The sequence below is a fragment of the Vibrio sp. 2096 genome (assembly GCF_033339595.1).
Taxonomy (GTDB): domain Bacteria; phylum Pseudomonadota; class Gammaproteobacteria; order Enterobacterales; family Vibrionaceae; genus Vibrio; species Vibrio alginolyticus.
Genome location: NZ_JAWOUX010000012.1, coordinates 114,100 through 140,395, shown reverse-complemented (window position 1 = coordinate 140,395; position 26,296 = coordinate 114,100). Strand labels below are relative to the sequence as shown.

Below are 26,296 nucleotides of genomic sequence, written 5' to 3'. Positions count from 1 at the left end.
CAAACCAAAAGGCTGGCTCCAAAATGTTAGTAACAAAGATTGAAACGGAACGATTAATTCTAAGAGAGCTAGTTGAAGATGATGCAAGCGAATTGTTTGACATCTTCTCAGACCATGAGGTCATGAAATATTGGAACTCTGGCCCTTGGGTTTCAATTGAAGAAGCGCGGACATTTATAGCCAAGAGTACACAGGCCATGAATAGCAATACAGAAGTGACACTAGGCATCTTCCTAAAGAGCAATGGCCAACTTCTGGGTAAGATAATGCTGTTTAATCACGTGAAAGAGTCTAGGCGCGCAGAAATTGGCTTTGGCGTTAGTCGTCATTTCTGGGGTAAAGGCATTGTATTAGAGGCGGGAACTGCATTAATCGAACACGCATTCAAAACACTGAATCTACGTCGAATCGAGGCTGAGATAGATCCAGACAATACTTCTTCAGGTAAAGTCTTGGAACGGTTAGGTTTTATAAAGGAAGGTTTCCTAAGGCAGCGTTGGGAAGTGAATGGAGTAGTCTCAGATTCCGCAATTTACGGGTTGTTAGCTAAACCCCTAGACAGCGTTTAGTATCCGGCCTTAAACGCATCTAATAGGTATAGCCTGCTCGTGCTCTATACACAGCCTTACATTTGACGGTGAGGTTTCTTGAATTGACTTGGTGGTCACTGAATGTACTATCAAAGATAGGACTTACTGCAAGGATAGCAGCATGAGCGAGAAATTATTTTGGGTTAATCCCTACCAAACAGAACTTAACTCAAGAGTGAGCAATGTAGACGGAAATAAGGTTGAATTGGACCAGACTATCTTCTTTGCAGAGTCTGGAGGCCAAGAGAGTGATAAAGGAACGATTAATGGTATTCCGGTTTTGATTGCTCAAAAGTTAGGTGTTCGACTTATTTACACATTGGAATCCTCTCCAAATTTTACTCTTGGTGACATTGTAACTACGAGTATTGATTGGAAGCGTAGATACGCCTTAATGAAGCTACACTTTGCGGCTGAAGTGGTGCTCGAGATGTTTTATCAGCGTCGGGAAGGCATTGTTAAGATAGGCGCGCATATTTCTGAAAATAAGAGTCGCATAGATTTCGAGTGGTCTGAAAATATTGGTCCGTTATTGAAAGAAATTGAAACTGATGTGCAAGATTTGATTAACTCTGATTCAGTTATTATTAGTGACTTTTCCGATCAAGAGAGTGAAAGAAGGTATTGGAGAGTGGATGGGTTTGCGCAAGTACCTTGCGGTGGCACTCATTTAAAGCGCACATCAGAAGTCGGCCAAATTCAATTAAAACGCAAGAACATCGGTAAAGGCAAAGAAAGGGTAGAGATAACCTTATGCTCGTAAGTCGATAGGGCATTAGAAATAGATTCCTAACACGTGGCATTTTAATTCATGGTGAGATTCACATTTGCGATATGATGGTTGAGATTGAGGGCGTGTTGGCTACTTCTTAACGAAAGGTTACAGGGGCGAGAGGATGATATGTCGAAAGTAACATTGAAAGGCTTTATTTTAGTTCCGGAAAAGGATTTAGAATTAGTAAAACATGCGTTAATAACTCACAAAAGGCTCACGTTAGAAGAGCCGGGCTGCCTTACTTTTCTTGTGACTCAAAGCTCGACTAATCCTTTTCGTTTTGATGTCTATGAGGAGTTCGTCGACAAAGCCTCTTTTAAGCAACATCAGGAAAGAGTTCAAGCCTCACATTGGGGAAAAGTAACTGCCAATGTTAAACGTCAATACGAAATCTTTGAATGTGTGCATGACTAATCGAATCGGAGTGATTTAGAGCGTTTACACTTTGCTTTTCATGTTGCTCTACGCTCTACTATGTTGCTTTATTCAGCTATTCACCTGGCTTAGTGTTCTTAATACTTTGCCGTATTAAATCTAGAAATTTTAATGGAAGTGTTATGTTTAGAGTTGTGTATGAATGGCGTGTGCCAAGTGAAAAAATGGATGAGTTTCAAAATATATGGCGTTCGACGACAGATTCAATTCATCAGTCAGTAGAAGGGGCGCTTGGTAGTTTTATGCTTCGTTCTTACGATGTACCGGAAAAGGTTTTAACTATTGCCAAGTGGCGAACACGTGAAGACTGGGAGCGGTTTTGGGGAACTAGTAACCCAGAAAAAATGAAGAAGATGAGTGAAATTGCAGAGCGTATTTCAGTTGAACCATTCGATGAAATTGAAGATAGAACTAAGTAGGGCAATAGAAACGTTAAAGTGATGCCTAATGAACAGTTTGGCGGACAATATGAAAGACAACCTTAACCAAGGAATAGGGTTATGCAGATTTTAATCGTTGGAGGTAGTAAGGGTCTAGGAAGGTTCTTGGCTACGAACTTACAGGGTACAGAAATTTATGCGATTTCTAGATCAAAGCTAGTTGAGGAGGGAGTCGCTTCTGCTTGTATTGACGTTGATCCCGGTAAAAAGCCAGATTATACGTGCTTCAAAGGTGTAGAGTTTGACATCATAGTTTATTTGGCGTCCATGTGGGGAGAGTCTTCAGAATTGACAACAAACGAACTGATTGAGTTTATGAATGTTGGCCCGATTGGGTATCTTAATTTAGTCAATGAGCTTAACGCTTTAGGTTCACTTAACGATAAATGCAATATTGTATCTATTGGCTCTACAGCAGAGCTTTCAGAAAGTAGTGAATACCCTGCATTCGCCCTCAGTAAAAGATTACTCAAAGATATTTCTAGCCAGCTGCAAAACGTTTATCGTGATTACCGCTTTACTCACTTTACAATAGGTGGGATCGGGCATGCTGAAGAGGAACGTATTGAGTATTCGAGTGTTTTGGAGATTATAAATATGCTAACCAAGCTTGATCCAAACACATACCTTTCAAATATGCATATAAAGTCCAAGCTAGGAATGTAGCTCTCAAGCTGTATTACGTACCTGCTTCTATGGTTTGGCATCATGTGCATTCTTTTTATTGAGCTATGGTTATAACTCCAATGAAAGGAGTTTACTTATGTCATACATTGATGGGTTTGTCGCTGCAGTGCCGACAGCGAATAAAGAAAAGTATATCGCACACGCAAAAATAGCAGCAGAAATGTTCAGGGAGTTTGGGGCCTTAAAGGTTGTTGAGACGTGGGGGAGTGAAGTACCAGATGGTGAGATCACATCATTTCCCATGGCAGTTAACGCTGAAAGCAACGAAACCGTTGTGTTTTCGTGGGTAGTCTGGCCTTCAAAAGAAGTTCGGGACTCAGGGTGGCAGCGGATCATGGGTGATCCTCGAATGAGTCCAGACAATAACCCAATGCCCTTTGATGGAAAGCGTCTCATTTATGGCGGATTTGATGTTATTTTGGAGCAGTAAAATACCAAAGAATCTCAACTCGATTCGTGACACTTGGTGTTTTAATCAGTATTACGCTTCTGATGTACGTTCAATAGAGTATTCCGCGATAAGTGTTGATAAAACTCCACTTGGAGGCTTAGAGTAAAAATGGAAGAGATAAATTATTCACTGATTGTCGTATCAGCTATCGCTGCCATCGCTAGCCCCGGACCTGCAACTCTTGCGATAGCAGGCACGTCAATGAACCACGGTCGACGCTTTGGAGGGTATTTGGCTGCAGGTGTTTTAACGGGGTCTTTATTTTGGTCAACCTCAGCCGCTTTTGGTCTCGCAACCATACTCTATAGCAATGTTTGGCTTTTTGAAATTCTTAGATATTGTGGGGCATTTTATCTTTTATTTTTGGCTTTAAAGTCCGTACATTCTGCCTGCAACATCGAGCAGCTAAAGTTACCCAAAACATACGTAACGACAGAGAAGGGTAACTACTTAACCGGAGTGTTAATTCACTTAACTAACCCAAAAGCTATTCTGTTTTTTGGTGCGCTTTATTCGATAGGGGTTCCTCCTACGGCCAGTCCGTTGGAATTGTTGTCGGTCATTTTTGTTGTAGGGCTGGTTAGTGCTTTGGTTTTCTTTGGCTATGCTTTTCTTTTCGCGTATAAAAAGGTCAGGCAAACCTATCTCAGATCCAAAGCAGTTTTTGAAGGCGTGTTCGCGTTATTTTTTGGTGTGGCAAGTATTAAGTTGCTGCTTAGTGAGGCAGGAAAATGAAGCAAAAAAGGCTTGAAGAAATAAGAATAGATAATCTATCTGATTTGACGGTCTATTAAGTATACTAAGTGGCCGATTTGTTAACTTCCATAAGAGCTGCTGGCTAGAAAAAGCTTACAACCAAACGATGCTAAATATTATCATTCAAAGGGCTAACAAAGGCCCATAATTTAATTCGTATCACTGTTCATGATTGTGCTCTTCGCGCAGTGCTGTAGTATTAGTAACGTGTTGTTAATACTAAATATAACCAATTGAAACCTGGACGTTGCATTACTTGTAGTTCGATGAAATGTTATCCCGCAAGACGTTAATTTGGAGAAAAGAATGGATTCAAACTCACTATTATTATTTGTTGTCGCTTGTCTCGCTATCAACATGATTCCTGGACCTGATGTAATTTATATTGTTTCCAATACAATGAAAGGTAAATTATCTGCTGGGTTGAAAGCGGCTCTGGGGCTTGGTATTGGTTACTTTTTTCATACACTAGCGGCATGTTTAGGTTTGTCAGCAATAATTCTGAGTTCATCTTTGGCTTTTAGCGTTGTTAAATGGTTAGGGGCCGCTTACCTAGTTTATTTAGGTGTTCAGTCATTACTGTCTATGTGGCGTGGAGAAAGTAAAATCGTTGAAAACAAAAATGTTGATAATAATAAAAATGTGTTTGTTCAGGGGGTTATCGTCAGCGTCTTGAATCCAAAAGTAGCGCTATTCTTTCTCTCGTTTCTGCCTCAATTTATTGATACGTCTGCAAGCTCAACATCAATGCAATTATTAGTACTTGGCTTGCTGTTCAGCGTACTTGCGACGACATGTAACGTTTTGTACGCCTCTGTGGGTAATTGGGTATTTAGTCGTCCACACTCTCAGCGTTATTCAAGAACTCTTGAAGGTGTTTCAGGTATTCTACTTATCAGTCTAGCGAGTAAAGTGGCATTTAGTGATCGTTAGATACAGGGCATTTTATTCTCGTGATTATTATATGGCTAATGTTTGCTCAATCTATACGCTAAATGAGTGCTATTGCATAGGTTGAATCACAAATTTCAAAAATACCAATAAGTGAACGTATTTATTTATAGTATGGTTGGCGCGATTTTATCGTAGCTAGGTTAATAACATGAAAAATAAAGTAATTCTGTGTTCCGCATTCCTTTTGGGTTTGTCAGGTTGTGCTTCTGTTCCTACTGTTGATTCGACAGTATCAAATCAAATGAAATCATTTGAAGCACCTCAAAAGGGGAACGCAGGGATTTACATTTACCGAGAAGATGCTTTTGTCGGAGCAGCACTTAAAAAGTATGTTTACGTCGATGGAGAATGTATTGGTGAAACCGCTCCTGGTGTGTTTTTCTACCATGAGGTCGAAGGCAATAAAGAACATCAAGTAAGTACAGAGTCTGAGTTTTCTGAAAATCACTTAACTATCTTAACGGAAGAGGGTCGTAATTATTTCGTTAATCAATACATTAAAATGGGTGTATTTGTTGGTGGTGCGGGCGTAGAACTCGTGGACGAAAGCAAAGGTAAAGCAGAAGTACTAAAAGTCGACATGGCAGAAAAAGGAAACTGTTCTTCGATCTAGTTTTACTAACAGACGCTTTTTAGATTAAAAAACACATTATCAATGTAACCCAACGCTTGATGAGATCCATTCAGCGTTGGGTTTTGTATTTTTGGCAAACAGTATACCTATTTCAGACCGCATGATTTGCTACCTCCTAGCTTGAGCCAATTTATCGTTCAAAGTATCTACTTGTGAAACGTGAATTTTCGAGAGGATTTCGTAGGGAGCAATCCTACAAACGCGATTAACTGATATGCCATTCCATCATTAACCTTGTTGAGTGTATTGCTAAACTAGGTAGCGGTGTGTCTCCTCTCATTAAACAAATAATAGGTATATCAGTTTTAGCTTCTATGCCTTTACATCATGCACTCGGAGCGCAATTTAAAATCAAAGGGCTAACACCAATATTAGAGAAAAATCTTGAAAGTCACCTTACACCACTAACGAAACTCTCTGTTTCAAACATTACCTCAAATCGACTAACGAAGATGGTTAATAATGCGTTAAACCCTTATGGCTACTATCATTCCGAGCTCAACGTTCAGAGATCAGAGAATGATTTCATCACGCTTGAGGTTGACGCTGGGGAGGTGATGTTGGTCAAAAAATCTAATATTGCTGTGTCGGGAGAGGCCAGTAATGATCAGGATTTCATCGAATTAATTAATCAAGCTCAACTTAAACAAGGTCAGCCGTTGCTTCATTCTGAGTACGATACGTTAAAGCGAAACTTGATTTCATTGGCTCAGCAAAAAGGTTATTTAGATGGGCGTTTTATTGAATCGTCTTTGGAAGTCATTCCCAGTTTGAATCAAGCCCATGTGAATCTGCATTTCTCTAGTGGTTCTCGTTACCAATTTGGAGAACTCTCTGTTCTTACGTCGGGTATCGAAACGGCACGAATAGAAGCGATGAGAACATTTGAACGGGGCGACGATTTTGATACTTTGAAATTGAGTCAATATCAGGCCGATCTTTCCAGTACTGATTGGTTTCGCAGTGTGATTGTGAAAGCGGATTTCGAGGAGATATCCGATGGTCATAAGGTGCCGATAGAAGTGCTCGCAGAGCCGAATTCACGCAATATTGTGCAAGTCGGTGGAGGGTATTCGACAGACTTGGGATTACGCGCTTCGCTGAACTGGACCAAGCCTTGGTACAACGCACGTGGACACAGTTTTGAGGCACAAGCGTACGCTTCCAAACCGGAACAATCGCTATTACTTGGTTACAAAATCCCCACCCAAAATGTTCTAACGGATTACTACGGGATTCAGTTTGAATCTAAGCATGTCGACTATCGAGACACATCGAGTTTTTCTAATGATTTATCGTTTGAAAAACACTGGCAGTTAGACAGTGATTGGCAAAGCACCATGCACGTTCGTTATTTGCAAGAAAGTTATCGACAAGCGTCGGAGAATGACGAATCACAGTTGTTATTACCGGGGGTGACATTTTCACTGCTTGATCGCAAGAACGATCAATTAGAAGTAAAGCACCGTCACGTTTACTCATTGGAATACTCAGACCCTAATTTTTTCTCCGATTCTCGTTTGCTGCGTATTGAGGGCAATAGTGTTCTGTCATGGGATATTAGTGAAAAACACAAGTTTCACTTTCGTTCTAATGTCGGTATTAATGTCGCTGACGCTTTGAGTGACATCCCATCATCGTTACGCTTCTTTGCGGGAGGTGATGTCAATCTTCGTGGTTATGGGTATGAGTCTATCTCTCCTAGAGATGAAAATGGCGATTTAACGGGTGCTCGTTACATGTTTACTGCTGGGCTGGAATATCAATATCAGGTCTACCGCCAATTGTGGCTTGGGGCATTTTATGATGTTGGTGATGCCTTCAACGATAAGGTGGATTGGAAAAGTGGTACAGGCTTGAGTTTGATATGGAATTCAAAATACGTGCCCGTCAAAGTGGACTTTGCTTATGGTTTAGATGCTCCGCAAGGAGACCAATTCCGCGTTCACTTTTCGCTCGGAACGCAGTTTTAGCGGGCATTAAAAAGGCTCTCATCCTTGCAGATAGAGAGCCTTTTTAAGCCTTGATTGTTTAGAGTTCGAACTCACCATTCAGTTTCTTGAATATCCAGTTAGGTGCCTTATGCCATCCACCATAGTTTGGATTCTTAGTATGGATCTCATTCATTGATTGCCATTGAGTTTGGCCTTGTCCATCTCGAGATACTCGCCAAAACAGTTCATCTTGTTGTCGAGTTAAGTAGTGCATGACATGTTCTGCAAAGGCTCTGCTTTGGACCAACACACCAAATTCCATATTGAGGAAATCCGATCTTGGGTCGAAGTTTGATGAGCCGATATAAGTCAGCCGACCATCGAGTATCACCGTCTTGTTGTGATAATAAGTATCCGCATGGAAGTAATGGTCATCATTTTTCGCTTGGTTTTTGTACTCAAGTATATGAACGCCCTTATCCAACAGGGTTTGGCGATGCTCCTCGTAATAAGCCGGAATAAAGCCAGAATCATTAGAAGCAGACGAGTTCGTCATTAACGTGATGTCCGCTTTTTGCTCCATCAAGGTATCAATAAAGGCAAATTCACCATCACTTGGTACCACGTAAGGCGTTGATATCACGGCTTTAGACGCAGTGGCTATTTGTTGCCAAACTTGGTGTTCTGCACGTTTTCTAAAGTAGGGTTTGTTGTTTTCTAACTTGTTTAATGAGTCGAAAACGGGGGTGACTTGCGCAGTGATGAAGTCGGGACTGGTCAGGTGTTTAACCTGTTTTTCAACTTCCGCCAGAATGATGCTTTTGTCTTTCTCACCTTTATTAAGCGCTTGAGTAAACGCGGAATAGTTTGGGGTAACGTTAACGATGTTTTCTATTGGCGTGACATGCTCGCTGTCCCAAAGTTGTTGGTAGTTCTGGTCGAACGTTCGAATAATGCTGCCTTTGAACAAGACATCCATATCAAAGAAGTTGGCTTTGCGGCTGTAACCAAAATAGTCGTCGCCAATGTTACGTCCACCTAGAATCATCCATTGATGGTCAACGTTGAAGTACTTCTCGTGCAGACGATTGTCCAAACGTTGTTGATGAGTAGAGAAGTTGACGGAGCGACCAATCCAACCTGACTTACGTGAATCAAACGGATTGAATAAACGGATTTGAATGTTGTCGTGAGCGCTGAGATCAGCAAGCCATTTCTCGTTAAAAACCAATAGATCATCGAGAGTGAGTCGAATTTGCACGCCTCGATCTGCTGCTTGCTTGAGTTCATTGAGTAGCATCAAACCAAGCGTGTCACTCTCCCAAGAAAAGTAAGTCATATCGATGCTTTGCTGAGCATTTCTAACCAGTTCAACGCGACGCGCAAAGGCTTCCGGAGCGTTAGGAATTAAGTAAACTTCGGCTTGATGCTGAGTAGTTTGCCAATTGGCTTCAAAATCCGGTTCAACTTGCGGGTAGGGCTGGGCACAGCCAACCAATAGTGCGCTGAAGATAAAGAGTAGCAGGGCACGAAGGGCGTTAGGAAACATGAGTAAACCTTCCTAATGATGTTCAAGGAATAAGGATGAAAAAAGCCAGTGAACTGGCTTTTAGGTATTTGGTAACGAGCTATTAGTGACTGAAGATAACGTTACATGTGACTCAGAATCAGCCCAAGTTCCTCGAGACCGTTGAGGCGACCTTGGCGCAGTTTTGGATCGATGCCTGAGTGATGAGCATTGTCCCAATCTTGTGTGGATTGAATACCGCCATCGTTATCGATCAGCAATACTCGGTCAGTCGCGCTGTTGTATTGGAAGTCTTCAAATAAACGTTCGCTAAACCACATACGAGAGAGCTCGTTCATCATTGCTTTGTCTTTGCTACCCGGGCGAACACTTGAACCATCAAGCTTTAATGCCTTGTTAAACACAAATGGTAATTCCGATGCATTACAAGCGCCCACAATACAACTGATGCTCTTGAGTAAATCACCAACGTCAAGATCGCCATTTTCACCTTTGGTGTTGTAAGTCCATACGTTGAATCCGGGTTTGTAGTCAAAGTAGTAGAAGCTTGGCGTCGCTCCTGTTGCTTCTTCAGTTGAAACTTTATGACGGTTTGGACCCGTGAAGAGCAAATCATGCAACGTGGTTTTGAATTGCTGCATGTTTTTGGCCGCGCCATTCAGTTCCCTTTCATCGCTAGGGAAGAAGTCAGCCAGAGCAAGTAACTCCGTGGTTGAATCGGAGTTCCCCAAACCGAAGAACAGCTTAGTCATCGCCTCATAAGCGGTGCTAGGCAGCAGTTCCAATAAGTCAGAAAGGTCGAGTTCAATCGAAGCTGAATCGCTGAGTAATGAACGATATTCAGCGCGTAAACGGTTTAAGTTCGTTTCCGATTCTAGCCACTCCACCATGTATTCGACGATTAAGTTTTCGTCACCACTTTCAATGACTTCTGGCGCTTCTTGGCTCAAGATTTCAATGATAGTTGGGATCAAAAATGTCAGGCTCGGTAGCATGCCCAGAGTATTGCTTTCTGCACTGTTTGAGCCAATTACCGTCGGTACGATCCATTCACTCTCAATCGCTTGTTCAGTAAAGTGATAGCCTGGAACTTCTTTCACTAGAAACGCTGGTGGGCGATGCTCGATGTAAGGCGCAAATGGCATCAACGTAGCTAATGGGCTGTTGTCGCGTGTTGGACTGATAACCGGAATATTCGCAGCGGTCAGTACCCAGTTTTTGAGACGCTGAATAGGATCAAGCATCTCGCTCTGTACCTTCATAACCTCTTCAAGTGGTAGTAACGTCAGATCTTCAACGCTTTGCTCTGGTCTTTGGCTCTTGGCAACATCGTAACTTTTATATTCAAAGCCGTAAGCGTTGCTTTGCATGATGGCACGTTGAAAGTGCTCACCTGCGATTGCAGCATCGCCTTTTGATTGCTGTAAAATTCCTACCGACATGGCACCCGCACCTTGACCCATGAGTGTCACATTCTGCGGATTGCCGCCGAATGCCTCTATGTTTTGTTGAACCCATTCAAGCGCGTGTTTTTGATCGCCTAGGCCAAAGTTACCGCCCTCAGGGTTGTCCAAACCATCGACCCAAACACTGCCCAGCAAGCCCAAACGATAGTTAAAAGTAACAGCAATAAACGGGTTACCATCGTCAGCACCTTGTGCAACCACCATATCACCATGAATCAGCGGTTCTGAGCCCGCGCCGTATTCAAAGTCTCCACCGTGAATAAAGACATAAACTGGCAAATCTGCGTACGCTTCTGTCCCGGCTGGTCGCCAAATGTTTAGATTCAAACAATCTTCTGACTGCGTTTGTGTGGTGGTTTTTAACTGCGGACACGCATCACCGAACTGAGTCGCATCAATATCGCCTTCAAGTGGGGCCACAATGCTGTGTTGAAAGCGGTCTGCTTGCGCAAATTGGATACCTTTGAACGCCTCTACCGCTGCCAGTTTTTCATCCGCATCAAGGGGTGTGATGACAAGGGACTCTTTAGTGGCTTGAATGGTCGCATCACCAATTTCCAAAGAGATTTGCTCTGGCGGTAACGGTTGTAATGGCTCCGGATCGTAAGGAACGCTAGGTTTACTTGAATCATCACCACAAGCAGCTAAGGCAAGAGTGATGGTAATGGCTAAAGTTGAGCGATTGAGTAAAGTCATTGTTATGTCCAAAAGTCATTTGGTGCGTACACCGAAAATATTAAACGGCATCTAACAAGCGACGTCCTGACGCTTTGGTATTAATCCGTGAATGGTTGGATGGTTTGTTGTATTGATGGCTCAAATGGTAGGGCATCGGTGACAGTTTCAATAATCACCTTTGTAGGATGCAGTCCTACCATTCAATGGCCTACCAATGTGTTATTTCTAAGTGTGTTATCTCTTTGTGCGATTAGAAGCGATAACCCAAGTTCAAGGTCAGTGAGTCACGTGTTTCGCCTTTGTTGTAAAGCATGGTCAGGTTGTAGTTCTTGCCTATTTGCTTATTGAAGCCTGTCAGGAATGCCCACTCGTTAAGCTCGACACCGATGTCGTAATCGAACTCGATATCACCGGTTTTTACTCGGCCATCCATACGAGAGTCCAAGCCTTGATATTCAGCACCGACAAAGAACTGGGTACGGTAGTCGACCAACTGATAACCAAGCATCGGTTGAACGGTAACAATGCCGTCACCCCAATCATCCAAGCCTTTTAAACGTGTCTGAGAGTACGTGCCAGTCACAGAAGCAAAGAACTCTTTGTAACCAACCGAGAGTGTTGTACCGACACCGCGCAAATCGTATTCAAGGTGAATTGGCACGTTCAGTCGCCCGCGATTACATAGCGCAGACAAACCATCACAAAACTTGTCGCCTAAGCCCGGTAGACGATCATTAAGCTTGTCTTTTAGATACTGGCCACCTTCACCTGTGTATCCCGCATCCACGTTCGCATCGACATTGATTTTGCCGACGTAACCAAACACGTTCCAAAAAGGAAGGATGTTCACGTCACCACGAATACTAAAACTCTCTGCGTTCACAATCCCGACGGTGTCTTCTGGGTCGAATAGGTCGTTTAGACGCACGCCATCAATAGTGAAGTCATTGAATGGGATGTTCATATCTTGGTTACGGTAAGCCATTGACACACCAAACGGCAGATGCAGATCAATGCCTTGTCGACGCACCATGTCGCCCATTAACGGGAAGATACGATCAAGTTTTACACTGGCTTCTTGCATGCGTGGGTCAGAAACTTCGTTCAAGCGTTTCTCATCCAACACTTGCACACCAATGTCATCCTCATAGATTGCGACAGGTTTAAGGGTGCTGACCATTTTCAATGGCTTATTTTTGCTTGAGCCAACAATTTCAGTGTGTTTGCTCGCAATCACAAGTTTTCCAGAATCCAGCTTTTGAAAGCGGCTCTCTTGATGGTACGTATCCACCTTGTATTTGTGGTGTGTGAAAGGCTTGTCGTTAGTGATGACCATGCGTTTTGGCTCACCGTTAACGAGTTCGATATCGACGCTTAAGAAACGAAAATAGGCGATGTCTTGTGGAAGCCCGTATTTTGAGTAATTGAAGCTGACAACGACATTGCCGTTTTGATCTTCTTTAGCTCGTACCGATGAAGAATCAAAGCTCTCTGCATAGTTGCGCAGACGATATTCTGTGCGTGTGAAGGCTTCGATTTCATCCAACACTTTTTCGTTCTTATCCAGCTCTTCAGGGTTGTATTTGATGCGTAGATCGATATTGCCCTTGCTGTCGGTGTTTTTTACAAGGAACACCGAAGAATCACGGACCTCGTTGCCGATTTGAACGGTTCGGTGAGCATGCTCTACCAAGTGCTCGCCTTGTACTAGAGAACTGATGGCCAGTTTCGGTAGCTCATGGCTGATACCGTATTTGTCGAAGAGCTGGCGACCTTGTTCCACTACTTCGTTGTAAGTTGTCTCTTCTGCGGCGAAGCTAAAAGTGGGGGTAGTAAGCATTAGTGCGCTCGCTAGCACAGTAAGAGAAGATGTCTTGCTAGCGCGTATTTCAAAAAAACTCATGACGATTTCCACTCTGAATAGCCTCAAACCTTCGAGACTCAGACAGTTAATGTGTCACTGAACTTCTTGTTCAGTTAGATAGATGTGTTTGCTGTGATTGATGTTGTGAATGCCGTGTTTTTAATTGCATTTCGTAAATCAATGAGAGGATTTTATGGTGGGTAGAGAAATCCCGTTAATCGCTTTTGATGGATACTATCCTCGCTTTATGGGTGAGGCAGGAATAGGGCAGCGAACAAAGCAAAAAGCCCCGCAGAGCAAAAGCAATGCAGGGCTTTAGTTTCAAGAACGGAGGTGATGCTTAGGCCGTAACGCGAACACGGAACAGATCGGTAAACAACTTTGCAATCATCAAAATGATCATAATGTTTACCAGCATTAGCAATGGCGTTTCAATTCGATACGCTGGGGTTAAGTTGAGCGCACCCGATGTCAAAACAACCAATAAGTTAATACCTAGGATTCTATGTACCATCAGCTTTGGTGTGGAAAAGACCTTCCAAATCACTATGATGTTGATGAAGTAGAACAAGGCAAGTTGCCATAGCTCGGTCATCATTGGCATTAAGAAAATATATTGCAGAAGGATTACCGTCCCCGTGCCTATTACTCCAAAAAAAGCATCCTTAATAATACTCGGAGGCATGGTAGGGACGAGTGATGAGAATACACCGGCCAGCATAGGGAAAATGAACCCTCCGGGCACAGGAAGGTAAATCCAGATCAGCAGCGACGCTACGAACATGGAGACACCTTGCAGTACCTTTCTGCTGTCTTCATTCAAATGCTGGATGAAGGTTCGATGCTCATGATGCCAGACAGTGTTGTTATTTCCTTGAATGACAAAAGGGACGTCGCTAACAAACGAGGTTCTCGGCTTTTTAATATCAAAGCTCTGAAGTTGCTGTGCTAATGTTGGCCAATCGATCTCATTACGTTGCGGCTTATCGGCTTGTTCTAGCAATCGGTCTTGGATTTGCGCCATCTCATTTAAACGCGCGCGCCATAGCTGACGATGCTCTTTTAAATGGTAGCTACCAGTGAGCGGCAAGCTGATCAATTGGAACAGTTTCTCTATGTTAGTCGTATTGGTTTCCAGTGCTTCGATATCAATGTGGTGAGGGTTATTCATGGCGTTAAGCATTGCCTCACGGCTTGTCTCAAAACGCTGAACGAAGTTTTGTTCCGTGTTTATTGGCCACACTAAGCGATAGACAACCGAAAAGGTGATCACGCCAAGAATCGTCTCCTGCATACGAAGGACGGCGAAGTGAAATGTTGCTTGATTATCAAAACCACCCATACAGGCGACAATTGAGCACACAGCAAAACCGATGGTAAACACATAACCATACTTCTCGTCGCTCGACATAAATATGCACACACCCAAAAACAAGGTGAAGAAGGTGAGGAACAAAAAGCGGTCTTGAGAGAACATCGCGATAAGAAAGAAGGCATAACCGATGCCCAATAAGGTTCCCAGCAATCGGTTATTACCTTTGTTTATCGAGTGTGCGAAGCTTTCGTTCAATGCCATCACCGCGACCGCAATTGCCGCCCAGTAAGGTTTCTCCCATTGAAACCATAAGGCGAGGCAGATCGCGATAACGATAGAGAGCGCAGCTTTGATCGCTTCTTTGGTAGAGGCGTTGAACATAACAATCACCGAATTATTTAATGATTTTGATAGAAGCCGTCATACCCACGCGAAGTTGCAGATCGTCTGGCAGTTCATCCAGTTTTACTTTGATGGGAATACGTTGAGCCAATCGAATCCACTGGAAGTTCGGATTGACGTTTGGCAGGAGGTCGTTGCCTGTGCTGCCATCTTGCTTTGCAATTCCGTAGCCGATGCTTTTTATTTCACCTTTTAGTTGCACATCGTTGTGCATCATCAAGGTTACATAAGCGATGTCTTCAGGATTGACGCCTACCAGATCTGTCTCTTTGAAGTAACCCTCTATCCAGAAGCTGTCTTCATCAATTAAGGCTACGACCGGAGAGTTAGCGACCACTTGAGAACCGACGCGTAAGTTCAAATTAGTGATGTAACCATTCGTTGGAGCATAAACCTTTGTGTAATCGAGGTTCAGTTTGGCTTCTTCAACATTGGCTTTCGCAAGCTCTACGTTGGCAACCGCCGTTTCTACCGCATTGTTTAGGTTGTTCAATGTCAGTACCGGTACGGCTCCAGGTGTGCGCTTTTCTAACTTAAGTGCGCGTTGCTCTTCGTTTTTTGCTTTTGCTAACAGAGCGACCGCCTGCTTTTGAGTCGCCAACGCTTTGTGGTATGCCGCTTTGTAGATGCTAGGGTCGATCTCAAACAGTAAATCGCCTTGTTTCACTTGCGAGTTGTCTTCGACATACACGTTAATGACTTGTCCTGTCACACGCGGTGTGATTGAGACAATGTATGCACTGACTTGACCGTCTCGTGTCCAAGGACTGCTTGAGTACGACTGGTAATAGCTGAAAATCACACTGCCAGCGGCACAAAGCAGTAGCAATGTGATGAGATAACGTTTAATCACGGGGTTTGCCTCAAAAGATGGTAATGAATCGACCAATAACGCCAGTAAAAATCACAATTAGGCTCAGCTCTGTGAGTGCAGGAAATGCAACGTATTTGTGGATACCCAGTTTTGTAGCAATGGTTCCGACCAAAATGGTGAGCATGTAAGCCAATGCAATAACCAGCAACAAGGGTGGGAAGTAAACTTCGCCCCACACAAGTTCATGTGGTATTGAGTTCATGGTGTTTTTCTCTATTAACTTGATGAATGGAAAGATAAGGCAAATGATGGCATCCGTGATAATCGCTTTTGGAGGATCTAATCCATCAAACGAAAGGTGTTATGCGCTATATAGAGGGAATGATGCAACCAACCCGCTTTTTGGAGAGCGATAACAAAAATAAAATTATTGTCCGATTTATCTCGTGTCTATTGCAGAACACTAAGTTATTAAATTTTCGACAATTATTGTTCAATGTTTGCGTTTGAATATGCGAAGTGATGGTTTCGTCCTTCAAATAGGATTACGAGTTGTGAGTTTTTGTTCCTAATATTCGCTTCGAAGCAAACGAGATGCTTTTTAAATTAAATAATCCAACAAATATGAGTGACAGATTATTCGTTAGATTATTTGAGTTTTATATTTATTAGTAAGAGTAAAATTGTCATGGAAATTATTTCTAACCTTTTTGACATGGCACCATTTGTTGCTCTCTTTATTACGCTCTCTCTCGGTTATATGGTTGGTAAAATTACCATTGGTCGATTTGTTCTTGGCGGTGTTGCCGGAACATTATTAATGGGTGTAATTATTGGGCAATTTGGTGTTCATATTGATCCCGGCGTAAAAAGCATTTTCTTTGCGCTCTTTATTTACGCAGTAGGGTATCAAGGTGGTGCGCAGTTCTTCAAAGCACTGAACTTTAGAACCATCAACATTCTACTTTCCGCTGTAGTGATGACGGTTTCTGGCCTGCTTTGTGTACTAGCAGCTGCTTGGATGTTTGATCTAGACAGAGGTACGGCAGCAGGCCTTGCAGCTGGTGGTTTGACTCAATCGGCAATCATCGGTACAGCGGGTGATGCGATCACACGTCTTGGGGGTGTGACAGAAGAAGCTAAGCACCTAATGCAGACCAATGTCGCAGTAGGCTACGCAGTTACGTACATCTTTGGTTCGCTTGGTCCAATTCTGATGGTGACATGGGTATTCCCAACACTGATGAAGTGGGATATCCGAGCAGAAGCGATTGCTCTAGAAGAGAAAAATTCAAATGGTAAGCGTGATTTAGCGCCGGGTGAGTTCAACGCTGTCACAGCGCTGGTTACACGAGCATTTAAAGTGAGCAAAGATAGTGGGCTAGCAGGCAAAACCTTAGCTCAGTTAAACCAACACGCTCTGGCTGCTTGTATTGAATTGATTCAACGCGATGGCAAAGTGCTAGACGTGGACAAATTCACAGCCCTGAAAGAAGGGGATGTCATTGTCGTAACAGGTCGCCGTAATGCAGTGCATCAGCTGCAAGATGGTTTGGCTGACAATGAGATTGCACTTCCAGAAGGCTATGAAGTTATTGAAGAAAACCGTCAACTGATCGCAGACAACCGCAAACTGATTGGTAAGTCGCTGCAAGAGATTAAAGAGGCTTCGAACCAAGGCTCTATGCGCGGTATTTATGTGACAGACTATATTCGTGAAGGCAACTCAATTGAAATAACGCCGGATCTTGTGATGAAGAAAAACGACGTCATCCAGCTTACAGGTACCGCAAAAGATATCAATCGCGTTGAGAAAAACATTGGTCAGCGAATGGGCTCAGCAAACGTGACTGACTTAGTCGTGCTTGGTATGGGCATGGTGGTGGGCCTATTAATTGGTCTAATCAGTTTTAAGATTGCTGGTATTCCCGTCACTATCGGTTCTGGTGCAGGTTGTTTGATCTCAGGTTTGATCGTCGGTTGGTTGCGTAGCCGCAATCCGCATGTTGCTCAGTTTCCTATGGGTGCCGCGAACTTTATTCGAGATTTCGGTTTGGCAGCATTTGTGGGCATTGTTGGCCTTGAGGCTGGGCCTCAAGCGGTCGACACCATCAAAGAACACGGTATGTCTCTGTTGTTCCTTGGCATGGGTGTAACGATTATCCCTCAGATTATTTCGTTCTTCTTCTCATATTTTGTATTGAAGATTAAGAATCCAGTTGAAGCGCTTGGCTGTGTTACAGGTGGACGAAGTGCAAACCCAGCATTTGCGGCTTTAATGGAAAAAACAGGTAATGCAACACCAGTATTCTCATTCACCGTGACTTATGCAGTCGCCAATGTACTGCTTACCCTATGGGGTCCAATTATTGTCGGCATTATTACTTTAAACGCAGGCATGTAATTTAAATAAATTCGAACACTCTTATCGCCTAATTAAATAGGCGGTAGGGGAAGTATTATCCAAATTTTACTAAATAATAGATTCAGGTAAATATTATGACTACGCAAAACACAACAATTGATTTTTCAAAATTTGCAGTTTTAAGCCCATTTGAATTAAAAGATAAACTAATTGAAGTGGCACAAACTGTTCCTGACCGCGCGTTATTAGATGCAGGTCGTGGTAATCCTAATTTTCTTGCGACACTACCACGTAAAGCGTTCATTCGTTTGGGTGAGTTCGCAATATTGGAAGCCGAGCGCACTTATTCATACCTAGATGGTGGTTTCGGTGGCATTCCAGATGGTGTGGGCATTGTTGAACGCTTCGATACGTTTGCAAGCAAGAATAAACAAGACCAAGGCGTGCAGTTCTTAGAAAAGTCGCTGAGCTACGCAAAAGACCGTTTGGGTCTAGAGAAACAGGCATTTTTGAATGAGCTGGTTAACGCATACCTTGCATGTAACTACCCAGTGCCACCACGTATGTTGACGAACATCGAAACCGTTGTGAAGCAATACATTGCAGAAGAGATGTACGGCCCAATGCCAATGACAACAGACTTCGATCTGTTTGCAACGGAAGGCGGCACAGCGTCTATGACGTACACGTTCCAAACTATGTTCAACAACGGTCTGTTGAAGAAAGGTGACAAGGTCGCGCTAATCACTCCAATCTTTACGCCGTACCTAGAAATTCCAGAACTGAGTGAATACGAACTGGAAATCGTTGAACTACGTTTGGATGAGACAACATGGCAGCTGCCGATGTCTGAAATCGAAAAGCTTGCAGATACAGACATCAAACTGCTTTGTGTCGTGAACCCAGCAAACCCAGCGTCTGTGAAGTTCTCGGATGAGACTCTGGATAACCTATCAAACTTCGTGAACAACGAACGTAGCGACCTGTTCATTGTGACTGATGATGTATACGGCACATTTGCGGACGACTTTGTCTCACTGTTCGCGAAACTGCCATACAACACGCTTTGTGTTTACTCGTTCTCGAAGTACTTCGGTGCAACAGGCTGGCGTTTAGGCTCGATTGCGATTCAACACAACAACGTGTTTGACGATGCAATGCGCAGCCTTCCTGAAGCGCGTCAACTTGAGTTGGACGATCGTTACAAAACACTGACTCCGGAACCGCGTGAGATCAAGTTTATTGACCGTATCGTAGCAGACAGCCGCAGCGTAGCGCTTAACCACACAGCAGGTTTGTCTCTTCCTCAACAAGTTCAAATGGCGTTGTTCTCATTGAACTGCTTGATGGACTCAGAACAAAACTACAAAGAAGCATGTAAACGCATCATCCGCGAGCGTTACAAAACTCTGTACAAAAACATGGGTGTAGAAATTGAAGAAAACAAAGATCGTGTGGACTACTACACACTGCTTGAGCTCGACACTCTGGGCGGCAAATTGTACGGACCAGCATTCGTTGAATGGTTCAAAGCGAGCGAGAAGGGCAAAGACTTCCTGTTCCGCCTTGCACATGAAACCGGCGTTATCCTGCTTCCAGGCCAAGGCTTCGATGTAGTGCATGCATCAGTTCGAGTTTCGCTAGCAAATCTTACTCACCACGAATACGAGCTTATCGGTCGTGCAACACGCAAAGTGTTGGATGAGTACTTTGCTGAATTCAAAGGCTAATGAATCCAGCCTGATTAAGAATAAGCCTCGGCGTTGTCGAGGCTATTCCGACCAAATAAGCACAGTGCGCGGCATTGTGTTTATTTAGTCGCCAAGCTAACAAACTTCCCTATTAAGAGTGACTTATGAAAAGCATTATTTCTATTCAATCTCATGTGGTTTATGGCCACGCAGGAAACAGCTCTGCCGTCTTCCCGATGCAGAGGATGGGCCTCGAAGTCTGGCCAATCCACACTGTTCAGTTTTCAAATCACACTCAGTACCAGCAAGGTTGGACTGGACAGAAGTTTGGGGCAGATGAAATTCATTCTCTAATGAGAGGCTTAGATAACATTGAGAAGTTAGGAGAATGTGGCGCGATACTGTCCGGTTATCAAGGCAGCGCAGAGCAATGTCGAGCGGTGGCCGAAGCGGTAAGTTTAGTCAAATCGCGTAACCATAGTGCACTTTATGTGTGTGACCCAGTTATGGGTGATCCAGACAAAGGTTGCATTGTGGCAGACGGTGTCAAAGAAGCGATAAGCCATAGCTTGTTGCCCATCGCTGATGTGATTGTTCCTAACCAGTTTGAACTGAGCGAGTTAACAGGTGTGAAAATTGACTCTCTTTATGATGCGGTCACTGCATGTAAAAAAGCCCTAGAGCTGGGACCGAAAATGGTATTGGTGAAACATCTGCATGCTCTAACAGATGACGCCTTCAGTATGATTTTAGCGACGCCGAAAGCAAGCTATTTGGCCCAACGCCCTAGTGTTGAATTTGCTATGCAGCCAGTCGGTGTCGGTGATTTGATTTCTGCGATTTTTACTTCTTGTTTGATGAAGAAGATGTCTCCTGTCGCAGCCTTTCGTCATACACATAACGCCGTTTACGGTGTATTGGAGATCACCAAAGGCTATGGCACATGGGAGCTACAGACGATCAATGCCCAATACGAATTTGTCGAACCGACGCATGAGTTCAACGTCGTGAAAATTGCTTAGCGCAGTACCTAATTAACGGAGAAGCGTAAAGTTAGCATATAGAAACTTGGCATAATTGCTTTGATGGATAGCATCCTACAATCGCGATTATGGGGTTTAGCCGTGCCTAGCTATAGTAACTCCACACAACGAAACGGACTTCATTTTGACCCAATTAACTTCAAACTGAGTCTCTGGTCATACGCCAGAGAACATTAAATGAGACTGATTATGAATCGTTTAATTTCCTCTGGTGTGACGGTTGCACTTTCGCTGCTGATAGTAGCTTGTAGTTCACCTCATACGCTGGATGTTCGTGTTTCTCAAAGCAACTATAAAGATGTCGAGATCGCGAGTTCGACACCAAATGAGCCACTTCGAATGTGGGCCAATGAAGCGCCGGATTTTCTCTACTCAGCGCACAATCAAACCACACCGATCAAAGTAGAGGGTGAACAGCTCAATATTTTGGCCTTATCGGGTGGTGGCGTAAACGGCGCATACGGTGCCGGCGTTTTGATGGGGCTGCAGGAAAAGGGGGAGCTAAAAGATTATGCCATCATTACTGGAGTCAGTGCGGGTGCCCTAATCGCTCCTTTTGTTTTCATTGGCGGTGATGCGATGCCAAAGATGAAAGAAGTCATGCTCAACATCAATGATAAGAATATTTTGGGTAAGAAGAACTTCTTAAATACCCTGTTTGAGGACGCGTTTACCGATGGTGAGAATCTCTATGATTTCATCGCAGACGCTTACCCTGAGCCCATGATCGAGGCGATGGCGCAGCAACACCGCAATGGTAAACGCCTCTTTATTGGCAGTACCCATTTTGATTCAGGCGAACTGATGATTTGGAATATTGGTGCGATTGCGAACAGTGATTTAGCGGACAAATCTGAACTGATTTACAAGGTGCTTGCTGCGAGCGCATCGATCCCTGGTGTTTTCCCTCCACAATTTATCGATGTTGAACATGATGGAGAAACTCTTGAGGAGTTACACGTAGATGGTGGTCTCGCAGCGCAGGTGTTCTTTAATCCGTCTAACTTCAACTATCAACAAATCTCAGATGCTTTGGGGTTAGAAAAAGCGCCTCAGTTGGATGTGATTCGCAATGGTGCGTTAAAAGCGCCGTATCGTCCACTAAAAGACAAAGGTTTGGACTTGGTATCGAAAAGTGTCTCAAGCCTTACGCTAGCGCAAACTCGAGGTGATCTCTATCGAATGAAATACATCAGTGAAATCAACGATATCGAGATGCAGTTTTCCTACATTGATCAAGATTTCAGATACGCCAAAGTAACGAAAGATATGTTCGATCACCGCTACTTGCTGACGATTTACGAATATGGATTCAAAAAAGCCACCCAAGGGCAACTTTGGGTAACTGAACTCCCTTAATACAGGAAAACGATACAATGAAAAAAGCCGTTCTTACACTCATGATACTTACCGCTTCCGCGACTGCATTCGCCCAAAGTGGAGCCCATCTTGACCAGCAAAAAGTGGATAGTGATATGCAGCAACTGTCTGCAATCAAAGAAGAAGGTGCAGCCTTTATCATGATTGACGAGAACTCGAGTTACGTGGCGGTCGAGTTCGTGGGAAAGTGGGAAGAGATCAATAACTATGTGTCACACAAAGAAGCGAAAAAACGTAAATTGGAAAAAGTGAACAAGCAGTTCGTGTACTCTCAGGTCGGTGAAACGTTGGAGTCACTTGAGCAAAAAGTCGTTGACCACATTTACGCTGATCAACCTAAATATTTCAGTGTCGATGTCTACCGCGATTACCATGGTGACTCAGGAGAATTCAACTATTTAGCTCGTGTCGTTGAGTACAACTAAGTTAGAGAAAACCTACTGAAGCTAGTAGGTTTTTTTGTGTCGTCGAGAAGGAATTCAAACGCAGATTGTTTCCGTTACCAAGTAGCAATTCTACGATCTTGTGGTAATTTAATTAGATAACTCTAAAAAGTAAGCACAACCTATGAATTTTAGTTTTGAACAACTTCTCGCGTTCGTAACCGTTTATGAACAGCTTTCGTTTAGTAAGGCGGCGGTCAAACTCAATAAGCACCGAACCACAATAGGGCAGGTGATTACCAATCTTGAAGACCAACTGGCGGTCAACCTGTTTGAGCGAGTGGGGCGCTCGGTAGAACCGACAGAAGATGGTCATCTTCTTTACCACTATGCTAAGCAAACCATCGAACAAGCACGTACTTTCGATAAAGTCGCATTAAGTCTGGCTTACGGTGGGTTAGAGAATGTTAGTATCGCCTATTCAAGCGCTATACCACACCGTTTTCTTGTATTGCTTCGTATTCAATTAGCAGCAGATTTTCCGATGATGCGAGTTAACTTTCTTGTTCGTAATCGCAACGAAATTAAAGAGGGTTTACAGAATGGTGATTATCAATTCGGTATTGTCAATGTGCATGATAGTCGAGCAATACATAGTCTGGATGCGACGTTTTTAGGTCATTTTGAATTTGTTCCTTTCGTCCAGAAAGGTGGTGAACTCGCTTCTATGGCACCAGATCGAGTATTGACAGCCTTGAGGAATAGTAAACAATTTGTACTGCGGTCTCTTATTGAAGAGGGAATGGGCGAAAAAGTCATCGTAAGTTCGAACCATGAAGAGGTCGACCAATTGGCCCTTGTAGTGAAAATGGTTGAAGCAGGTTTAGGATGGGCGATTCTCCCCAGAACGTTTGCCCATTCGGAGTTTTCTAATAATCATATAGAGCCAGTGGAAGCTTCTGAATTATTGGAAGGTTTTAAGTTTGGTTTTGGCCTATGGTGCCAACCCTCTAAGCAAGTTGGTGATGTAAAAAATTCAATCATGAAGGTCGTTACAGAATACCGAGAGAAAATAATCCGTGATATGACTTAGCGGCGACATGTATCCTGCTCATCCCTATCAACAACAAGACTCAATGTGAGTCTTGTTTTTTTGTGTCTGAAAAACGTTATCGTTCTAGCGAAGAGCTAATGTCTATTGGAAGGATATAACCCTCTATATGAGAGTATGGAGTCCATAGTTTTTGGCTTAATCTAACCTCGCTCAATGGGTAAGCCCAGAGCAAAAAGTGTTTTTACCATATGTCCGCTGCAAGGACGCAGATTTTCAGCCGGGTTTAGTTACCCGGCTTTTTTTATAGTAATAAAAAATGTCAGCTGTCACCCCAAGCTCTCTGTTACAACTGGCTTGTTACTTCGCTTAGCAATCCAGTACGCAACGCTACCCCAAAGCACGGTGAGTGCCCAAAGCGCCGTCCAATGTGGAGCGACTTGTTGCCAGGTTGCCCCCATTTGGTTTAGCGCTAAGAAAGCTTTTATCGCCCAAGTGCTTGGGCTTAAATCAGCAATCCATAATAAGGGAGTAGGTATGGCTTCAATTGGCCAAATAAAACCAGCCAAGAAAATGAGCGGCATAGAGCTCACTAAGACGACTAAGGTGACAAGTTCACGCCGAGGTAATAAGTAACCTAGCCAGAAGCCTAGTCCGCAACAACCTAAAAGGAACGGGAACAACATAGCCAGCAATTCGCCCGCATTGGCGATATGGTTTACGTTTAAGCGTTCGAAGCTAAAACCAAAATAATAGGCGCCGAGTAAATAATAAATTGCCACAAATACTAACGTTCTCACAAGCAGCAGCGATCCCGTGGATACTTGTGACCAATAGCCACGACCATGACGCTGTGTTCCCGTTTGTAATCCAACCGCCATGATCAACGTTTGTTGTAAAATCAGAACAAATACTGCCGGCACTACGTATTCGATGTAACCCATGGTTGGGTTGAACGTCGGCTTCATATTAAGCTTGATAGCAGAGTAATTATGGCTAGCCATACTCATGGGCACACCATCTATCACCATTTTACTGACTTTCACTTGGGCCCCTAATGTGCCTCCAGCTTGGGCCAATCCTTCTACCACGGTTCCGTACACGAGAAAATACGAGGCGTCCGCAGCGTAGGCTAGAGTCGGGCTTTTACCTAGCATTAGGTCTTTGTAAAAGTGTTCTGGTATGACTAAAAAACCGGTGATCTCTCGTTGTAAAAATGCTTGCTTTGCATCGGCAATCGTATGAAGTCGAGTGACTACGTTGACTTGCGGAGTGGCATCAACCATACGTTCTAGCTTTAAACTCGTCTGACTACCATCTAGATTAACAATCGCGATTGGTTGTTCACGAGGCGTTTGTTGTGCATAAGGCAAAGGGTATAAAAACGAGTAAAATACGACACCACCAAACACGGTCAACGTAACGACTGGATTGGTTAGAACGGCCTTAAGTTCCGCTTTAATCAGTTGCCACAATGTCATACCGCCTCCTTCGCTTGGCGTGTTGATGAAGCTGTTCGATGTTTACCCATCAAGGCTGCGGTAATGAGCAGGGGCACAACGTAACCAATCATAGGCCATAGCGAGCTTAAAGATTGTGCGGCCGATGCTCCATAGCTTGCTTGACTGACTTGTACTTCAATGTAATGGGTAATCGGCAATAATGAACGCCATGCATAAGCGAGCGTGTTCATGTCAGAAACTGGGAATGTAATTCCCATGAACGCGAAGCTTGGAGCCGTAAATGCGCCAGCAAAACTCATCGCACGTGCAGGATCCATCGACAAGAAGAAGAACAACGCTCCCATAATGATACAGGCGATAACCGTCGCCAATTGTGCTAATAGCATAACCACAAAACTGCCTTCCATTGGCCAATCAAGCACGGAATAAAACCAGTACAAGAACAACGCACCTTGCGCCATAAAGACCGGAATGTACTGACTTAATAGGGTAGTGAGCCTGGCGTATGGCTTTTCGCCCAAAAATGCAAAGCTATTCTTTCCACCATAAATGCGAAAGTGCGCGGCAAGAATCAAAATAGTGCTTACTACAATACATATTTGCCAAATGGCTGGCACGATAGCCGTTACCAAAAATTGTGCGTAGTTATTGTTACGGTTAAATAATGCGGTTATTTGTGTCGACACGGGTACAGCCTGTCCAGCCGCTGCTAACGTTGTGGTGTTACCCTTAGCCAAGTTGCCCATTACTTCAACCTGAGCGTCGAAATAGCCTTGTGCTTGCGCAACGGCAGAGTTGATCAGTTTCGCTACCAAAATGTACTGACTGTTGTAAAAGACAGAAAGTTGAGGTTGGCGGTGCTGGAGAATATCTTGGTCGAACTTAGATGGGATGACCGCGTAAGCGTAGATATCGCCTTCAATCATCGCATTTTTTGCTTCGCTTGTACTGGTGTAGTGATAGCTAACAGCCAGACTCGACGACGCATCCAAAGATTGAATGAGCTTTCGAGAAAGTTGGGAATGTTGTAGATCAACCACACCGATTGGCAGATCCCGGGCAATGCCCGCAGAGAACACTCCCCAAATCATCATCGCGAGCAAAATCGGTATCCAAGTAAGGCACGAAAGCAACCACTTGTCTCGTCGTAAGATATGCCGCTGTGAAATCTTAATCGTCATAGCATTAACCTAGTGG

Annotated in this window: 24 protein-coding genes; 16 read left to right on the top strand and 8 right to left on the bottom strand. The window is 43.7% G+C overall.

Translation table 11 applies throughout. From position 1 onward, the window contains the following. Positions 1–23: 23 nt before the first annotated feature. The 10 genes from R7Q41_RS19620 (at position 24) to R7Q41_RS19575 (ending at position 7,695) form a co-directional block, all read left to right on the top strand. Entirely contained in the window at positions 24–569 is a 546-nt protein-coding gene (locus R7Q41_RS19620) for a GNAT family N-acetyltransferase (protein WP_053304370.1), read from the top strand. A gap of 142 nt (positions 570–711) precedes the next feature. Further along, positions 712–1,353 (top strand): alanine--tRNA ligase-related protein, encoded by a 642-nt coding sequence (locus tag R7Q41_RS19615; protein WP_206970904.1) that lies wholly within the window; start codon positions 712–714, stop codon positions 1,351–1,353. A gap of 138 nt (positions 1,354–1,491) precedes the next feature. After that, the gene (locus tag R7Q41_RS19610) at positions 1,492–1,779 is read left to right on the top strand and encodes a putative quinol monooxygenase (protein WP_005377083.1); all 288 of its coding nucleotides are present in this window, start codon (positions 1,492–1,494) and stop codon (positions 1,777–1,779) included. A gap of 143 nt (positions 1,780–1,922) precedes the next feature. Further along, on the top strand, positions 1,923–2,219 hold the full coding sequence (locus tag R7Q41_RS19605; RefSeq protein ID WP_033907479.1) for an antibiotic biosynthesis monooxygenase family protein: 297 nt from the start codon (positions 1,923–1,925) through the stop codon (positions 2,217–2,219). 81 nt (positions 2,220–2,300) lie between these two features. Further along, positions 2,301–2,906 carry a hypothetical protein gene (locus R7Q41_RS19600; RefSeq protein ID WP_017821464.1) on the top strand — a complete coding sequence of 202 codons (606 nt, stop codon included), beginning with the start codon at positions 2,301–2,303 and terminating at the stop codon, positions 2,904–2,906. A 97-nt stretch (positions 2,907–3,003) separates the two neighbouring features. Beyond that, positions 3,004–3,357 carry a DUF1428 domain-containing protein gene (locus R7Q41_RS19595; RefSeq protein ID WP_017821465.1) on the top strand — a complete coding sequence of 118 codons (354 nt, stop codon included), beginning with the start codon at positions 3,004–3,006 and terminating at the stop codon, positions 3,355–3,357. A gap of 129 nt (positions 3,358–3,486) precedes the next feature. Then, on the top strand, positions 3,487–4,113 hold the full coding sequence (locus tag R7Q41_RS19590) for a LysE family translocator (protein WP_017821466.1): 627 nt from the start codon (positions 3,487–3,489) through the stop codon (positions 4,111–4,113). Positions 4,114–4,440: 327 nt separating this feature from the next. Next, positions 4,441–5,067 (top strand): LysE family translocator, encoded by a 627-nt coding sequence (locus R7Q41_RS19585; protein ID WP_033907480.1) that lies wholly within the window; start codon positions 4,441–4,443, stop codon positions 5,065–5,067. 169 nt (positions 5,068–5,236) lie between these two features. Beyond that, positions 5,237–5,701, top strand: a complete 465-nt coding sequence (locus R7Q41_RS19580; RefSeq protein WP_005377099.1) for a DUF2846 domain-containing protein — start codon at positions 5,237–5,239, stop codon at positions 5,699–5,701. Between the two features lie 335 nt (positions 5,702–6,036). After that, a complete protein-coding gene (locus R7Q41_RS19575; RefSeq protein WP_318109163.1) occupies positions 6,037–7,695 on the top strand; it encodes an autotransporter assembly complex family protein in 1,659 nt (552 codons plus the stop codon). Positions 7,696–7,753: 58 nt separating this feature from the next. Here the strand turns inward: R7Q41_RS19575 and R7Q41_RS19570 are convergent, their stop codons facing one another. The 6 genes from R7Q41_RS19570 to R7Q41_RS19545 form a co-directional block, all read right to left on the bottom strand. Continuing rightward, positions 7,754–9,205, bottom strand: coding sequence for a phospholipase D family protein (locus tag R7Q41_RS19570; RefSeq protein WP_318109160.1), 1,452 nt, complete (start codon positions 9,203–9,205; stop codon positions 7,754–7,756). A 101-nt stretch (positions 9,206–9,306) separates the two neighbouring features. Then, positions 9,307–11,346: a carboxylesterase family protein gene (locus R7Q41_RS19565; RefSeq protein ID WP_318144643.1), complete on the bottom strand. Its 2,040-nt coding sequence runs from the start codon at positions 11,344–11,346 to the stop codon at positions 9,307–9,309. Between the two features lie 232 nt (positions 11,347–11,578). Further along, positions 11,579–13,231 carry a hypothetical protein gene (locus tag R7Q41_RS19560; protein WP_318144642.1) on the bottom strand — a complete coding sequence of 551 codons (1,653 nt, stop codon included), beginning with the start codon at positions 13,229–13,231 and terminating at the stop codon, positions 11,579–11,581. 301 nt (positions 13,232–13,532) lie between these two features. Continuing rightward, on the bottom strand, positions 13,533–14,888 hold the full coding sequence (locus tag R7Q41_RS19555; protein ID WP_206970898.1) for an FUSC family protein: 1,356 nt from the start codon (positions 14,886–14,888) through the stop codon (positions 13,533–13,535). A gap of 13 nt (positions 14,889–14,901) precedes the next feature. Beyond that, positions 14,902–15,762 carry an HlyD family secretion protein gene (locus R7Q41_RS19550; protein ID WP_225477602.1) on the bottom strand — a complete coding sequence of 287 codons (861 nt, stop codon included), beginning with the start codon at positions 15,760–15,762 and terminating at the stop codon, positions 14,902–14,904. A 10-nt stretch (positions 15,763–15,772) separates the two neighbouring features. Further along, positions 15,773–15,985: a DUF1656 domain-containing protein gene (locus R7Q41_RS19545; RefSeq protein WP_318109153.1), complete on the bottom strand. Its 213-nt coding sequence runs from the start codon at positions 15,983–15,985 to the stop codon at positions 15,773–15,775. Between the two features lie 426 nt (positions 15,986–16,411). On the opposite strand from R7Q41_RS19545, the gene aspT reads away from it, so the two are divergent. From aspT to R7Q41_RS19515, 6 genes are all read left to right on the top strand, one after another. Beyond that, positions 16,412–18,127 carry an aspartate-alanine antiporter gene (aspT, locus tag R7Q41_RS19540; RefSeq protein ID WP_318144641.1) on the top strand — a complete coding sequence of 572 codons (1,716 nt, stop codon included), beginning with the start codon at positions 16,412–16,414 and terminating at the stop codon, positions 18,125–18,127. Between the two features lie 95 nt (positions 18,128–18,222). Next, positions 18,223–19,818 (top strand): bifunctional aspartate transaminase/aspartate 4-decarboxylase, encoded by a 1,596-nt coding sequence (locus R7Q41_RS19535; protein ID WP_318144640.1) that lies wholly within the window; start codon positions 18,223–18,225, stop codon positions 19,816–19,818. Positions 19,819–19,943: 125 nt separating this feature from the next. Then, entirely contained in the window at positions 19,944–20,801 is an 858-nt protein-coding gene (pdxY, locus tag R7Q41_RS19530) for a pyridoxal kinase PdxY (protein WP_213908127.1), read from the top strand. A 210-nt stretch (positions 20,802–21,011) separates the two neighbouring features. After that, positions 21,012–22,181 carry a patatin-like phospholipase family protein gene (locus R7Q41_RS19525; protein WP_318144639.1) on the top strand — a complete coding sequence of 390 codons (1,170 nt, stop codon included), beginning with the start codon at positions 21,012–21,014 and terminating at the stop codon, positions 22,179–22,181. 17 nt (positions 22,182–22,198) lie between these two features. Then, on the top strand, positions 22,199–22,627 hold the full coding sequence (locus tag R7Q41_RS19520; RefSeq protein WP_025768103.1) for a hypothetical protein: 429 nt from the start codon (positions 22,199–22,201) through the stop codon (positions 22,625–22,627). Positions 22,628–22,769: 142 nt separating this feature from the next. After that, positions 22,770–23,678, top strand: coding sequence for a LysR family transcriptional regulator (locus R7Q41_RS19515; protein WP_017634569.1), 909 nt, complete (start codon positions 22,770–22,772; stop codon positions 23,676–23,678). A gap of 287 nt (positions 23,679–23,965) precedes the next feature. On the opposite strand, the gene R7Q41_RS19510 is transcribed toward R7Q41_RS19515, so the two are convergent. Both R7Q41_RS19510 and R7Q41_RS19505 read right to left on the bottom strand, forming a co-directional pair. Then, entirely contained in the window at positions 23,966–25,117 is a 1,152-nt protein-coding gene (locus tag R7Q41_RS19510; RefSeq protein ID WP_104975370.1) for an ABC transporter permease, read from the bottom strand. Next, positions 25,114–26,280, bottom strand: coding sequence for an ABC transporter permease (locus R7Q41_RS19505; RefSeq protein WP_064376717.1), 1,167 nt, complete (start codon positions 26,278–26,280; stop codon positions 25,114–25,116). Before R7Q41_RS19505 ends, R7Q41_RS19510 begins: the two co-directional genes overlap by 4 nt. Positions 26,281–26,296 lie beyond the last annotated feature (16 nt).